This window comes from Yoonia sp. (genome assembly GCF_017854565.1).
In the GTDB taxonomy this organism is placed as follows: Bacteria; Pseudomonadota; Alphaproteobacteria; order Rhodobacterales; family Rhodobacteraceae; genus Yoonia.
The window spans coordinates 1-14,473 of record NZ_JAFMHJ010000001.1 but is presented as its reverse complement, the minus strand read 5'-3'; the positions used below and the strand labels follow the sequence as shown (position 1 = coordinate 14,473).

Annotated in this window: 10 protein-coding genes; 8 read left to right on the top strand and 2 right to left on the bottom strand. The window is 59.5% G+C overall.

What is annotated here, in order from left to right; translation table 11 throughout:
• Positions 1–10: 10 nt before the first annotated feature.
• The 4 genes from argH to QZ196_RS00035 all read left to right on the top strand — a co-directional run bounded on the left by argH (position 11) and on the right by QZ196_RS00035 (position 4,637).
• Positions 11–1,399: an argininosuccinate lyase gene (gene argH / locus QZ196_RS00050; RefSeq protein WP_296422587.1), complete on the top strand. Its 1,389-nt coding sequence runs from the start codon at positions 11–13 to the stop codon at positions 1,397–1,399.
• On the top strand, positions 1,396–1,569 hold the full coding sequence (locus tag QZ196_RS00045) for a hypothetical protein (protein ID WP_296422584.1): 174 nt from the start codon (positions 1,396–1,398) through the stop codon (positions 1,567–1,569). The genes argH and QZ196_RS00045 overlap by 4 nt, the downstream gene beginning before the upstream one ends.
• Complete coding sequence (locus QZ196_RS00040) at positions 1,569–1,907, top strand: DUF2834 domain-containing protein (RefSeq protein WP_296423028.1); 339 nt, start codon at positions 1,569–1,571, stop codon at positions 1,905–1,907. The genes QZ196_RS00045 and QZ196_RS00040 overlap by 1 nt, the downstream gene beginning before the upstream one ends.
• 138 nt (positions 1,908–2,045) lie before the next feature.
• Positions 2,046–4,637, top strand: a complete 2,592-nt coding sequence (locus tag QZ196_RS00035) for a TIGR02302 family protein (RefSeq protein ID WP_296423026.1) — start codon at positions 2,046–2,048, stop codon at positions 4,635–4,637.
• A gap of 55 nt (positions 4,638–4,692) precedes the next feature.
• Here QZ196_RS00035 and QZ196_RS00030 read toward each other — a convergent pair whose 3' ends face one another.
• Positions 4,693–5,460: a zinc-ribbon domain-containing protein gene (locus tag QZ196_RS00030; RefSeq protein WP_296422582.1), complete on the bottom strand. Its 768-nt coding sequence runs from the start codon at positions 5,458–5,460 to the stop codon at positions 4,693–4,695.
• A 168-nt stretch (positions 5,461–5,628) separates the two neighbouring features.
• On the opposite strand from QZ196_RS00030, the gene QZ196_RS00025 reads away from it, so the two are divergent.
• From QZ196_RS00025 to QZ196_RS00010, 4 genes are read left to right on the top strand one after another with little or no spacing between them, the layout of a single operon-like run.
• Positions 5,629–6,303 carry an ATP-binding cassette domain-containing protein gene (locus QZ196_RS00025; RefSeq protein WP_296422580.1) on the top strand — a complete coding sequence of 225 codons (675 nt, stop codon included), beginning with the start codon at positions 5,629–5,631 and terminating at the stop codon, positions 6,301–6,303.
• Positions 6,300–7,193 carry a cell division protein FtsX gene (locus QZ196_RS00020; protein WP_296422577.1) on the top strand — a complete coding sequence of 298 codons (894 nt, stop codon included), beginning with the start codon at positions 6,300–6,302 and terminating at the stop codon, positions 7,191–7,193. The genes QZ196_RS00025 and QZ196_RS00020 overlap by 4 nt, the downstream gene beginning before the upstream one ends.
• Positions 7,190–7,918 (top strand): 1-acyl-sn-glycerol-3-phosphate acyltransferase, encoded by a 729-nt coding sequence (locus QZ196_RS00015; RefSeq protein ID WP_296422575.1) that lies wholly within the window; start codon positions 7,190–7,192, stop codon positions 7,916–7,918. The genes QZ196_RS00020 and QZ196_RS00015 overlap by 4 nt, the downstream gene beginning before the upstream one ends.
• Positions 7,911–8,519: an MSMEG_1061 family FMN-dependent PPOX-type flavoprotein gene (locus tag QZ196_RS00010; RefSeq protein WP_296422573.1), complete on the top strand. Its 609-nt coding sequence runs from the start codon at positions 7,911–7,913 to the stop codon at positions 8,517–8,519. The genes QZ196_RS00015 and QZ196_RS00010 overlap by 8 nt, the downstream gene beginning before the upstream one ends.
• Positions 8,520–8,637: 118 nt before the next feature.
• Here QZ196_RS00010 and QZ196_RS00005 read toward each other — a convergent pair whose 3' ends face one another.
• The gene (locus QZ196_RS00005) at positions 8,638–14,337 is read right to left on the bottom strand and encodes a hypothetical protein (protein WP_296422571.1); all 5,700 of its coding nucleotides are present in this window, start codon (positions 14,335–14,337) and stop codon (positions 8,638–8,640) included.
• Between the last annotated feature and the right edge of the window lie 136 nt (positions 14,338–14,473).

Sequence of the window (14,473 nt, the reverse complement as noted above, 5' to 3'; positions counted from 1 at the left end):
CGTATCCTTTATGACCAAGACCGCAAACACGATGTGGGGCGGGCGTTTCGCCGCCGGACCAGACGCGATCATGGAGGCAATCAATGCCTCGATCGGGTTTGACCGCCGCCTTGCGCCACAAGACATCGCAGGTTCACGGGCCCATGCCGCCATGTTGGCGGCGACCGGCATCATTAGCGATAGTGATGCAAAGGCGATTGGGGAAGGCCTGCTCACTGTATTGTCAGAGATTGAAACGGGGAAATTCCCGTTTTCGACCGCTTTGGAAGACATTCACATGAATGTCGAGGCGCGCTTGCGTGATCTGATCGGTGATGCGGCGGGTCGGCTGCACACGGCGCGGTCGCGCAATGATCAGGTCGCTGTCGATTTCCGCCTGTGGGTCCGCGACCAATGTGATCACGCGGATCAGGCGTTGGCCGCGTTGCAGCACGCATTGCTGGGGCAGGCAGAGGCCGGGGCGGATTGGGTCATGCCGGGGTTCACCCATTTGCAGGTGGCGCAGCCCGTCACGTGGGGCCACCACATGATGGCCTATGTCGAGATGTTCGCGCGCGACCGGTCGCGTTTCGCCGACGCACGCGCACGGATGAACGCATCGCCGCTGGGTGCGGCCGCGTTGGCCGGCACGTCATTCCCGATTGACCGGGAAATGACGGCGCAGGCGTTGGGCTTTGACCGGCCCATGGCCAATTCGCTGGATGCCGTCAGCGACCGCGATTTCGCGCTCGAGTTTCTGGCGGCCAGCAGTATTTGCGCGATGCACCTGTCGCGCATGGCCGAAGAGCTGGTGATTTGGTCGTCTGCCCAGTTCCGGTTTGTGAAGATGTCGGACAAATGGTCGACCGGGTCGTCGATCATGCCGCAAAAGCGTAATCCCGATGCCGCCGAACTGATCCGTGCCAAGATTGGCCGGATTTTCGGCGCGAATGTTGCATTGATGACCGTGATGAAGGGGCTGCCGCTGGCCTATTCCAAGGACATGCAGGAAGACAAAGAACAGACGTTTGATGCCGCGGACAGTCTGATGCTGGCCTTGGCGGCTATGACGGGGATGGTCGGTGATATGACCGCCAACCGCGACAGTCTGAAAATCGCCGCCGCAACCGGGTTTTCGACCGCGACCGATCTGGCCGATTGGCTGGTCCGCGAGTTGGGGCTGCCGTTCCGAGAGGCGCACCATGTGACCGGGTCGCTGGTTGCCGTGGCCGAGGGCAAGGGCTGTGACCTGCCTGATCTGACGCTGGACGACATGCAGGCCGTGCATGCGGGCATCAGGACAGATGTGTTTGACGTATTGGGGGTTGAAAATTCGGTCGCATCGCGCACAAGCTTTGGTGGAACGGCACCGGCGCAGGTCCGTGTGCAAATCGCTGCCTGGAGAGAGGTTTTGAAATGAAACGGATCGCTTTGATCATTGTGGTGGCCGCAGTGGCCGGGTGTGGCGCCGATGGTGCCCCGTGGCGCCCAAGTGCCAACGTGGGTATCAGCATCGGGACCGGCGGTGTCAGCCCAAGTGCAAACCTTGGTGCCAGCAATGGCCCGGTTTCCGTCGCGGTGGGGCTATGATGCGTCCGGTCTATTTGCTGCTGGCCCTGTGGGGCACGATTCATCCGATGTATTATTTTATGACGTGGTTTCAGGCCGAAGGTTGGGACATCATGAAAATGGTGGATGCCTGGCATGTGAATGCCGCGACAAGCGGGCTGACCTGGGATTTGACGATTGCGGCTGTTGTTTTGACGCTTTGGATCATCACGGAAGTCAGCAAAAGTAAGAATTGGTTGGCTTTGCTGGCTATTCCGGCGACATTTGGCATCGGATTAAGCTGTGGATTGCCGCTTTATCTGTATTTCCGGACCCGTATCGTCTACACGCCGGACCGGCACACCGTGCGCGCACTTTAGCCGGGGCTGCGCGTAATCAATTTGCAGTTATCCGCAGGTGCACTACCTATGAAGTCGTGATTGCGCGCGTTAGGCTGCCATAGTGGCAGACATCGCCACATGACGAGGAGAGTCCCGCTGAACGACCTGCCGGATCAAATGCGCCATCTGCGCCTGCCTGTCGCTGCAACGCGCGCGGGCATGGTGGCGGAGCGCGCGGTGCGGGCGTTTTGGCCGCTGTGGACCGTTGCATTTGTGATCTTGGCCCCGCTGATGATGGGCTGGCACGACACCCTACCGCTTGAGGTGTTTTGGGCCGGGGTGGTTTTGTCGGGCATGGCGATGGTGGCGGCACTGGTTTGGGGGCTGCGCCGTTTCCATATGCCGACCCAAGCAGAGGCCGTAGCGCGGGTGGATGCCGCGCTGCCGGGGCGACCGATTGCTGCAATTGCAGACACGCAGGCCATTGGCAGCGGTGATGCCGCGTCCGAGGCCGTTTGGCGTGCGCATATGGCGCGGATGGCCGAACGCACCCACGCGGCGCGCGCCGTCGAGCCGGATCTGAGGATTGCGGATCGTGACCCCTATGGGCTGCGGTTCATCGCGCTTTTGTTTTTCGTGACGGCGTTGCTGTTTGGGTCGCTTTTGCGGGTGGGGTCCGTTGGGGACATCATGACCGGCGGCGATGCCACGCTGGCCACCGGCCCGGTTTGGGAAGGTTGGGTCGAGCCGCCAGCCTATACCGGCAAACCGTCGATTTATCTGAATGATGTGCCTGCCGGCCCGCTGCGTGTGGCGGCAGGCAGCAAGCTGACCCTGCGGCTTTATGGTCAGGTAGGTGCGTTGACTGTGGCCGAGACCGTGTCGGGCCGTTTGGCCGACTTGGGGGCGGCGTCTGACGCCCAGCAAAGCTTTGTCGTGACCCGGTCGGGTGTTCTGTCGATTGACGGTGAAAATGGCAGCAACTGGGAGGTGACCGCAATCGCGGACGCGCCGCCCTATGTCGAATTGACCGGCCCGGTCGACGCCGACGCGATGGGCGAGTTGTCGCAGCCGTTTTCAGCGATGGATGACTATGGCGTAGAAGCTGGCACGGCGACGATTATGCTTGATCTAGGGGCGGTTGACCGGCGGCATGGGTTGGTTGTTGATCCCGATCCGATGGACCTGTTGGTTTTGGATCTGCCGATGCCGTTCACCGGCGACCGGGCCGATTTCGACGAATTCCTGATCGAAAACCTGAGTGAGCATCCGCTGGCCAACCTGCCGGTGACGTTGCAATTGCAGGTGGCCGATGCTGCCGGGCAGAGGGCAGTGACCCCGCCCGAGCCGCTGATCCTGCCGGGGCGGCGGTTTTTCGAACCGTTTGCCAAGGCGGTGATTGAACAACGTCGTGATCTGATGTGGTCCAAGGCGAATGCGCGCCGGGTGGATCAGATTTTGCGGGCGATTTCGCACCGGCCCGAAGGGCTGTTTTCGAACGAGACAACGTATCTGCGGCTGCGCACAATTGTACGCCGTCTGGACGCGATGGCGGAATTCGGCATGGATGATGAAGGACAGGCCGAGGTTGTACAGGCGCTGTGGGATCTGGCGATCCAACTGGAAGATGGGCGTTTGGCCGATGCAAGAGAGCGGCTTGAGCGCGCACAAGAGCGTCTTGCCGAGGCGATGCGCGACGGTGCCTCGGACGAGGAAATCGCGGAGCTGATGCAGGAATTACGCGAGGCGACCGATGATTACGTGCGGATGCTGGCCGAGCAGGCCGAGCCATCGGATGGGACTGATCAGGCTGACAACAGTCAGAACACGACCAGCATGAGCATGGATGAGTTACAGGCGTTGATGGATCGAATCGAAGAGCTGATGCAGGAAGGCCGGATGGCCGAGGCGCAAGAACTGATGGAACAGCTGAACCAGTTGATGGAGAATATGCGCGTGACGCAGGGCGAAGGCGGCGATGGCCAGCAAAGCCCAGGCCAGCGATCAATGCAGGATCTGGCCGAGACATTGCGCGATCAGCAGGACCTGTCGGACGATGCGTTTCGCGACCTGCAAGAGCAGTTCAACCCCGGCCAAGGCCAGCAAGACCAGCAAGGCGCGGAACCCGGAGAAAATCAGCCGGGCCAGCAGGGCCAAAGCGGCAACCAACCTGGTCAGGACGGCCAGCAGGGGCAGGGTCAGGGCGTTGGGCAGGATGGCCAGAACGGCCAGCAAAGCGATAGTGGCGCCGGTGGCGAAGGCGATGACCAGCGCAGCTTGGCCGAACGGCAGCAGGCCTTGCGCGATGAATTGCAGCGCCAGCGCGACGGATTGCCAAGCCTTGACGGTGAGGCGGGCGACATTGCGCGCCAATCGCTGGAGCGGGCCGAAGGTGCGATGGACGGTGCCGAACAGGCGCTGCGTAACGGCGACCTTGCCGAGGCGATTGACCAGCAGGCCGAAGCCATGGACGCCTTGCGTAACGGGATGCGCGAGATGGGACAGGCTTTGGCCGAGAACCAGTCTGAGCCGGGGCAAGGATCACAGCAGGGCGATGCCGCCGGGCGTCCCGTACCGGGGCAGCGTGATCCGCTGGGTCGGCAGGTCGGCAATACCGGCACGATGGGCAGCGATCAGGAATTGCTGGGCGGTGAGGATGTGAACCGCCGCGCGGAGGAACTGCTTGATGAAATCCGGCGCCGGTCGGCAGAACAGGCAAGGCCCGAGGTCGAACGGGACTATTTGCGCCGGTTGTTGGACCAGTTCTAGAGTCGAGGGGCACATAACTGCACGCACCCCTCTTGGTATGGCCGCCGATCGTGGGCTAGTTGGCTGCAGGTCCGTCCGTTGCGGCAGGGGCTTCCATATCATCGGCCATTCCCCGCACTGCGTTGAACTGGTCGTTGAGTTGCTGGCGCATCTGATCGACGGTGTTCACATAGCTGGTCATGATATCGCGCGATTGCGGCAGGGTTTCCATGATCTGTGGCGCAAAGATGTAGGGTGTGATCAGCACGCCGATCAGCACCAGCACAAAGAAGAACCCGCGCCGAAAGCCGCGTCTTTGTGTCGCTTCGTGCTTTTCGTCTTCGGTCAGACCTGACGTGTCGCTGGCCTGAGCGCGGGCGCGCAGGCTGGCGTTGATTTCATCCATGCTTGGCACGGTGCGCGCATTATCAACGGCACCGGTGGCGCCAGCGGCAATGTCGGCGCGGGAATTGCCGGACTCTTCGGTCATCTGGGCGATCCGGCGGCGGGTTTCATCGGCGCGGTCCGTGTTAGATTTGGGCTGCGTTGCGGCGGCGGGGGGTGTTTCAGGGGTAGGGGACACGTCATGTTCGCGCGCGGCCTCTTCACGCAGGATATCGGAGATGGACGAATCAAGCGGCTGGCGCGTTGGCGGGCTGTCCGGGGCCGCAGCCGGTGCGGCCTTGTTGGCCGAAGGTTTGAATGATCGACCCGCCACAGTGGGCTTTTCGGTCTGAAACCACGTGTGCGTACAACTTGAGCATTGTACATCACGTCCGCCTTCGGGGATGACATCATCAGCAACGTCGTATTGTGCATTACAATTGGGGCAAATCAGCCGCATTTTCGTTATCCTTGTGCCCGTCAACCTACAGTTTTTATTGTGTTAACCCTGTGCAATCTAACAATCAAAGCGGCAAACGCAAAGGATTTGCGTGCGGTCGGGTATGCAGATCATTGAAACCTGTTGCAGATTTGGGCAGAACGGCAGGGTCAGCCAAAGGAATTTTCCGTGATCGAACTGGACAATGTGTCATACGGCTATGGTGATCATACGTTATTTTCCCAGTTGTCACTGGTACTTGCGCCCGGATCGTTTCATTTTTTGACGGGCCCATCGGGTGCTGGCAAGACCACGCTTTTGCGGTTGTGCTATGCTGATTTGCGCGCAGCGACCGGGCAAGTCCGCCTTTTTGGGCAGGATGCAGCCGAGTTGGACCGCGATGGGGTGGCAATGACCCGCCGACGCATTGGGGTCGTGCATCAGGACTGTCAGTTTCTGGACCATCTTTCGATCTCGGAAAATATTGCATTGCCGCTGACGGTGGCAGGGCGCGGCGCCGAGGCCACAGGCGATTTGGAGGAATTGCTGCATTGGGTGGGCTTGGGCGCGCAGGCCGCGCAGCGCCCCCCCGAATTGTCGGGGGGCGAGCGGCAGCGCGCGGCGCTGGCGCGGGCGGTTATCATGTCGCCCGAGGTGATTATCGCAGATGAACCCACAGGCAACGTGGATTGGGAGATGTCACAGCGGTTGCTGACCCTGCTTGTCGAACTGAACCGCATGGGCAAGACCGTGTTGATCGCGACCCACGATATGATGATGATCCGGTCGTTGAAATCAGACGTGAACGCCCGCGTGTTGCGCCTAAAGGATGGCGCATTGATGCAGGCGGGGGCCGAACTGTGAAGGTGTTTCTGGACCTGATCGTGGGTGATCCACAGGCGGATCGCGCAGTGCCGCCCACGGGCATGACCGCGCAGTTGACGGTGTTTGTGGCGGGTGTGATGGCGTTTCTGGCGGTTCTTGCCTTGGCGTTGTCATTGGCGGCGGGCCGGGTCGCAGACCGCTGGGCGGAGGAATTGGCGCAGGCATCAACGCTGCGCCTGCCCGCGTCGCCCGATCAGGCGGATGCGCAACTGCGGGCTGCGATGAATGTGTTGGAAACGACGCCGGGCGTCGCCATGGCCCGTGCGCTGACCCCGGCCGAGCAACAGGCCCTGCTGGAGCCGTGGTTCGGCCCTGATCTGCCGTTGGACAGCCTGCCGATTCCGCAATTGGTTGAAATCATCGCCGACAGTGACGGTTATGACCAAGCGGGGCTTGCTGCGCGATTGGCGGCAGAGGTGCCGGGTGCCGTGCTGGATGATCATACCCGGTGGCGTGCGCCTTTGGTTGCGGCTGCGGGGCGGTTGCGGCTGATGGGTTGGGTTGTGATCGTGGCGATTGGCGCAGGGATGGCGGCGATGATTACCTTGGCCGCCCATGCCGCGCTTGCCGCGAACGAGCAGGTGATCCGGGTGCTGCGGCTGGTCGGCGCGCGCGACATCTATATTGCCCGCGCGTTTGTCCGCCGCTTTACCCTGCGGGCGGGCGGCGGTGCGGTTGCGGGGGCCGTTTTGGGGGTTGGCGCGGTCTTACTGTTGCCGCGTGGCGATGTGGCCGGTGGGTTCCTGACGGGGCTTGGGTTTGCCGGGGCCGGCTGGATCGGGCCGCTGGTCATTCCGCCGCTGGCCGCTATCGTGGCTTTCTTTGCGACAAGGGCGGCGGCGCTGCGCCGATTGAGGGAACAGACATGAGTTATGCAATCCAATGGCTGCGGTCGCTTGTTTTTAACGCGCAGATGTATCTTGCGATGTTGGTGGTCGGGGTGCTGTATATGCCTGCTGCGATCATGTCGCGCGAGGGCGCGATTGCTGGCTGTCACGCCTATTGCCGGTGGATTCGCTGGACCGCGTCATGGATGATCGGGTTGAAAAGCGAAATCCGCGGTGAGCCGCCGACCGATGAGGTGATGGTCGCGGCCAAGCACCAGTCGTTCATGGATGTGCTGATGATCTACGGTGCGATCCCGCGCGGCAAGTTCATCATGAAAAGTATCCTGAAATATGCGCCGGTTATCGGTCAGTTCGGGTTGCGGATCGGTTGTATTCCGGTGGATCGCGGCAAGCGCGGTCAGGCCATCAAAAAGATGCTGGCAGATGTGCAGGCAGGGCGCGCACTGCCCGGTCAGTTGATCATCTATCCGCAGGGCACACGCATCGCGCCGGGTGTGAAAAAACCCTATAAGATCGGCACTGGCTTGCTGTATCGCGAACTGGGTCAGCCGGTGGTTCCGGTGGCCACCAATGTTGGCGTGTTGTGGCCCAAGCGTGGGATATATCGCAAGCCGGGCACGGCGGTTTTTGAGTTTTTGCCCCGGATCGCGCCCGGTCTGGAGGTGAACGTATTCATGGCAAAGCTGGAGGCCGAAATCGAAGGTGCCTCGGATCGGTTGAACAAGGAAGCCGGCTTTGATGGATGAGCATGTGATCGGGGATGTGGCCGGGCTGGAGGCACTTTATGGTGCGCCGGGGCACGCATCGCTGATCAAGGTGGCAGATCGGCTGACGCCGCTTTACGCAGACTGGATCATGCGGTCGCGGTTCTGCGTTGTTTCGACCGTCGGGGCCGATGGGACGGACGGCAGCCCACGCGGGGACGATGGCCCGGTGGTGCAGGCATTGGATGCCAAAACGCTACTATTGCCCGATTGGCGCGGCAATAACCGGATTGATACCCTGCGCAATATCGTGACTGACGGGCGGATCAGTCTGATGTTTCTGGTGCCGGGGTCAAATAATGTGGTGCGGGTCAATGGCGTGGCGGTTGTGTCGGTTGCGCCCGATCTATTGGCGCGGTTTGATCAAAACGGCCACCAGCCGCGCAGCGTCGTGGTGATCACGATTGCCGAAGTGTACAGCCAGTGCGCGCGCGCGTTGCTGCGGGCCCGGACGTGGGCGGCAGGCGATGAAAGTGCGGGTTTGCCCAGTGTCGGCGCGATATTGGCCGAGCAGGAAGCGGGTTTTGACGGCGGCACTTATGACGCTGGCTGGGCTGCGCGGGCAAAAGACACCATGTGGTAGCGACCTGCGGGGGTGCAGCAGTAACGGGGCCGCAAATTGTGCCTTGACCCCGACGCTGCCGCGCACGGTACAGATGGATATGGACTGGTCAGAAATTGCTGCCTCAGCAAAATATGACCTACGTATTCTCGTCGTCCGGCACTGATATTTCATCATATTCGGTCTCTGATTCATCCTCTATCACTTCTTCTTCATACGCGCTGTCTGATCCATCCTCTATTATTTCCTCCTCGAATCTTTGATGGGAATAGAGACGGTATTCGCCAGTCTCTGCGTCGGTCGTATACCCCGATTCAATGTCCGTATTTTCATCCTGATTGAGGAATGCGATCGCCCGATCCTGTACTGAGTCGCCGACGTAGAACGCATGCCCTTCGTGCCACAGCCGATGGTAGATGGACCCACCGTCTGCGAGCGGATTGTCGGCGTTGCCAGCGGAGCTGCCGTCCCAGAAGTTGCTGCTGGTCGCGACCGCACGGGCAAGATCGCTTTCCCACCCGCCTGATGGTAGCTGAGCATATTCTGCAATCAGACTGTATTGGTAGGCATGTGTAAGCTCGTGAACCACCAAGTTCAGGGCCTCAAGTGGATCAGCCATGATCTGTTCCAAGGCTTCAGGATCAATTTCAAGCGTGCCTGCCCCATCGTTTCCGGCGCGATTGAAGGCGCCGCCCGAAACCTCTGGCGTTACGTCGTAATCCAATGTGATATCTTCGTCTAAACCATATATGCCTTTGACGATCTCGAAAATCTCGGCGACGATCTGCTTAGCCTCCTCTTGGGTGATATCGGTCGCGCGGAGACGTTCCAGCAGTTCTTGGGGTAGCCCTTCGAAAATGATATCAATGTGCTGGTCTACTTCGGCCTGAACCGCGGCTGTCGGCAGGTTCGAAGCTTCGGGGGTGGCTGCACGGGTCGCCAGAATTTCAGACGTCCGTTCCGTCATCGGCAACCTTTGTCGTGTGGTCAGCCGCAGGATTTGGGACCGCTGCTCGCCGGTGAGTAATTTCGCTTCGTCATCATCCAGATGATCGACGACGTAGAGCAAACGCCTGACGGCATCAGATGTTTCTGTTCCGGCCTCGATATCGGCCACCAGAGGGGTGAGCAAACTGGTGACTGTCGCCAATCGACCAGAGATCACGTCTGGCGGGGTTTCCAGATCGCCATATAGGGCCTCGCGGGTCGCAAACGGCGATGGCTCTGGAGCTGCGGAATCAGGTTCGTCTTGGTCATCGTCGAGATGATTGAACTGATCCGATGTGTCCTGTGGTGGCGCTGGTGGGGGCGCGGGTATCGTTGTTACTGGCGTTGGTGCTTCCGCTGGCCGCAGCCGAATGACCATGCGCACGACGGTATCACCACCGGAATTCCTGAAACCCACATTGTATCGAACGCCGTGGTCTGCCTGCAAGCGCCGTGCAACGCCGAGGCTCACCCGATCCTCGACGTAGTATGCGTGCCCTTCATGCCACGACCGATAGTACAAACCCGTCACGCCGGGAATTTCGCTATAGGAAAATCCGTCGGGGTATAGTCCCTGCAACCTTGTGCCCAGCCAGAACATCACTTCGATGTCTGACTCTGCACTACCAATGGGGTTCATATTCGTGTCTCGGTTTTCAAACATGAAGAATTGTTGAGCATGGGTCATTTCATGCACAACGGTAGTCATACCCTGTAGCGGATCCCGCATGAACAAGCGCATTGCCCGCGGGCTGATGGATATCTGATTTGTGTTCGGGTTGTAGTGAGCGCCCGTGCCGGTTGAGGGGAATACCATCGTTGGTACCGGGACATTATACACGTCGGCGGCGATTGCCATTATGCCTTCCAAGAGCGTGCGCATCTCTTGATCTGACATATCCGTGCGGGCCAGCGTCGGACCATATTGTGTATAAATCCGATCAATCAGGACTTCATTTTGAGCATCAACGAAGGTTTGAAGCGCCTGAGAAGGAATTCTGCCGGAGGGCCGGCTGTGTTCTGGGGGGCGCGCCCCCAGTATGTGGGCGACTGGTCCAGAAATCTGTGCGTCAAAGGTGTATGCGATTCTGGCTATATCCATCCTTTCCGTTGCGGAGAGGTTATTTGCCTCTGCCGGGGGCAGGTGGTGGACCAGGAATGTCAGGTAGTTTGCACCTTCTGCTGTCGCGCTGGCGGGGTCCCGATCGGCGAGACGTCTGCGAATTTCACCAAGCGGATTCGGTGCCGGTGGCTCAAAATCCCATTGGGTCCAATCGACCTGAATTGGCAGCGAATCTGGCAGTTCAAGCGGATTCGACACATCGCCGTCAAAGTCCACCACATTGTTTTCGGCTTCCCATGAATCCGTGGACTGGTTCGGTCTGCCAAGACGAATGAAGTGACCTTGATCAATACCCACTCGGGTATCGGGGAAGTTTTCCGGGGTGCGGACGGCGGTAAATTCGTCCAGCGATTCGTCGTAGCGGACGATGTAGCCAGCAATGATGTTGTTATTTGCGTCAACTGGCACGAAATGCATATCTGCGCCATCAAACCCGACGGCAAGGCGGCGATAGCCCTGCGAGATTATGTCCTCATTTTCGGGATTGTAGACATCGGCAACGATGACGGGCGTGACGCCGTCAGCAAGCAGTTCGCCGTAGATCGTGACCGGGGTGTCCACGCCCCTAAAGATGAATGCCGGCCTGTTGATGTCGTCGTAGTAATCTTCGTCGACCTCACCTCCTGTAATGATTGGCGCCCCGTCGGCTGCACCGCCTGGGATACCGGCAGCTGTGACAGCATTGGCTGACGCGCCATTATCCATCAGCGTCAGAATTCCGAACATGCGGTTGTAGTCGGTGCCGCTTTCGGTTTCGCTAAAGATATTGACGGCGGTGTCCGGTGCCACGTGGGAAAGAATTGCGGCAGCGTCACCTTCTGTCATTCCGTCAAGAATAGATTTTGGGCTCGCGACTGCGGGGTCCAGAGCGTTTGCTACCTCAAGGGCCTCGATGGCTTTTGCGGCACCGGCGAAGGTCATGTCGGTGAATAGTTGTATCACGGACGCCGGCGCCGTTTTCGCGATTACAGAGAGAATGAGGGCTGCCTTTGCGGCATTGCCTTCGGCCAGCATCTCTTCGATGACCGCAGCTGACTTGCCGGGGTAGAGCTTGCTCAGGAAATGCGCGGCAGATTCAGGTGAAACCTCGCCAAGAAACGCCGCGACTTCCTCGACCGACTGATCGCTGAAATACTCGTTTATGGTCGCATCGAACGTTGTGCGAACCGTATCTTCCCAGTCGCCGGCTTGGTCAACGGCCCGGGTCTTGATGGTGGTATTGAACCAGAGCGCCACCTTGCCCGCATCCTCTGGCCCCATTTCTTTGAACCAATCCAGCAGCGTCGCTTCACTGTCGCTGCCAAAAGGACTGTCGGGGGCGATTGCGTCAATGATGATATTCGCCGCAGTTTCAGGAGATTTGTCAGCCACGAAGTCCATGACGTCACCGACAAAACTGTCCGAGGACCGCTCAAAAAGATCGACAATCGGGTCTGCAAAAGGTGGTGCATTGCCGACCATAGCCTGATGCACGATGATATCATCCGCCGCTGCCGCAGCGCCGTGTTTTTCGAACAAGGATATGCCGATTGCTTCGTTATAATCAGTGAAAACCTCGACTGGATCATCCAGCAACGCTGTGATGTCGTTGACTTTTAATTGGGCTGCGTCGTTTGTGTCGCCATAGCTCAGCAGGTATTCCGGCGTCGATCTTGGGCTTTGGAAGTCAGAGAAGGCGAGCAGCCCGACGACCAGCAAGAGCGAGCCGCCCTGATCCAGCGCAGAGGTTGCAATGCGGCCCGACAATGGCGTCGCGCCCAGACGGCGGGAACCGCCGGTGGTTAGCCCGATGTCGATTTTATCGACCCGAGCGAGCATTTGGGCGCCATCCGTGGGCGAGAGTGACAGCAGCAGCCCTGCTGCACCTGCGACGTTGTCGCCCGTGTTGTCAGAGAATTTCACCGCCGTCCAAAGCAAATGGGCGCCGATATCGGGGGCGGTGTTGGCGATGACGGTCATGATCTGACGGCTGGCGGCGGGGTTCTGCGCGTTCAACGCCATAAAGCTGTCAAACAGCCCATTTGAGGTATCAAGCCCCGGTGTGGTTGGATCGTTCAGTTGGAGGCTTTGATCAAGAATGATGATTTGCGCCGCCGCATCGGGTGACATGCCAGCCAAGAGCGAAATGACTGCGTCTGGATCGCGCTGATCAATCTCGACGAGAATATCGCGTTGCAGCCGGACATTGCCGTCGGCCTCAAGCAGGGCGACGGCACCGGCGATGTCACCGCTGTTCAGTGCCGCTGAGATATCGGCCTTGAGGGTCGGGTTCGTGCCGAAAAGCTGATCGTGGACAGCTGTTCTGAGCGGGTCACGCAACAAGCTGACGACCTGTGAAACGAACGCCGAATGGTGGTCGGAGGCATAGCTGTCCAGAACGTCTACTGCGACGTCAAGGCCGCCGTTCAGATAGGTGATCGCAACGTCTTGTGCGGCACGAATCGCATCAATTTGTTCGCCGGTCGTCAGCCCCGCTGCGTGATCCGTGCTGAAATCGCCGGGAATCACGGGCGCCGACAGGTCACAGAGACCTTGTTCATTTTGCATGTAGACTGGGATTCCAACGGCCCCAAGGCTGCTGCTGGCGTAAGCACCGCGCGCAACAGCGCCCCCCAAGGCGAGGTCCGAGCCATAGAGCTGTGCGGGCGCGCCAGCCGCAATGCGGTCGGCATAGGCTTCGCTGAACGGACTGCTGGCATCCTCCAGCAATTCAGAAAATGGGACGAATTTGCCATTTTGGGCGATGTTTTCGGCGCTCTGTGTCAGTAGGCCGGCGGTTTCCTGTTCCGTCGCGTCAACACCCGCGCGGGCCAAGGCCGTCTCGAAGCTGAACAGCGCAGCCGCTTCGGGTACAAGCGTGACCACCAGCGCAACGTCAACCAGCGCATCAATGGTCCGCCCAGCCCGAATATCGCGCGTGGTCTCTGCGACGGTGGCGTCAATGGCGGAGGTGTCCCGCCCGCGCGCTACAAGGGCCGTGCTGACAAGATCACCGACATGCTGCTCGCGCGAGATGTTTCCATGGCCGCCAAAGAAACCTTCATGATCGGGGTGGTTGTGCTCGTTTTGGGCCCAATGGCCCGCGACATCTGCGATGTTCGTCGCGCCGCGCACATTCCCAAAGGCCGTGAATAAATTACGGTCATCTTGCTCTGAGACACCCAGTGTCTCAAAGAGAAAGCTAATCGCCTCGCCATCGGTCATTGTGGATGTCGCTGTCACGGCGTCGGTATTGATCAGCGCGTCCAGCGATGTGCCGGTTCGTTCCTGCCCGACCCGGTTGTTGAAACTTGTTGTTTCGGTCGCCGGTGAAAAGTGATCATGAATGACGCCATAGGATTGGGCCACACGGGTCAGCGCGCTGGCACCCGAAGTAATTTCACCTGCATCATTGTAGATGACGGTGCGATCCTGATCGTATTGCGCCAGAGCTTTTTCCGACCAATAGATACGGACTGCTGCGGGATTCTCCAGCGTGGGACTGATGATCGTAATTTCGCCGCTGTTATGCTGCTGGATCAGAGTGGCGTGTTGCGCAGGTGACGCTTCTGTCAGCGTAACCATTTGGCCGGTGCTGTTGTCGATGTAGGAGAACCGGTATTCATTCGCACCGACCTCGGCGTCGAGCGGATCAGAGACGTATTCGGAGCGGATATTGTCGGCACTGATGGTGATCGTGCCCGCGTCATGTTCGGCCAGAAGCGCATCAAAGCCTTGTTGGTCGACCAATCTGTTGAACGTCGCGCCGTCTCGCGTGTAAATTATGTTGTAGACCGACTCTGTTGCACAAATCGGCTGATGGCCGAGGTACCCCTTTCCCTGGACAGACTTATCCCACGGTCTCTGTGACGGGTATGCCGAGCGC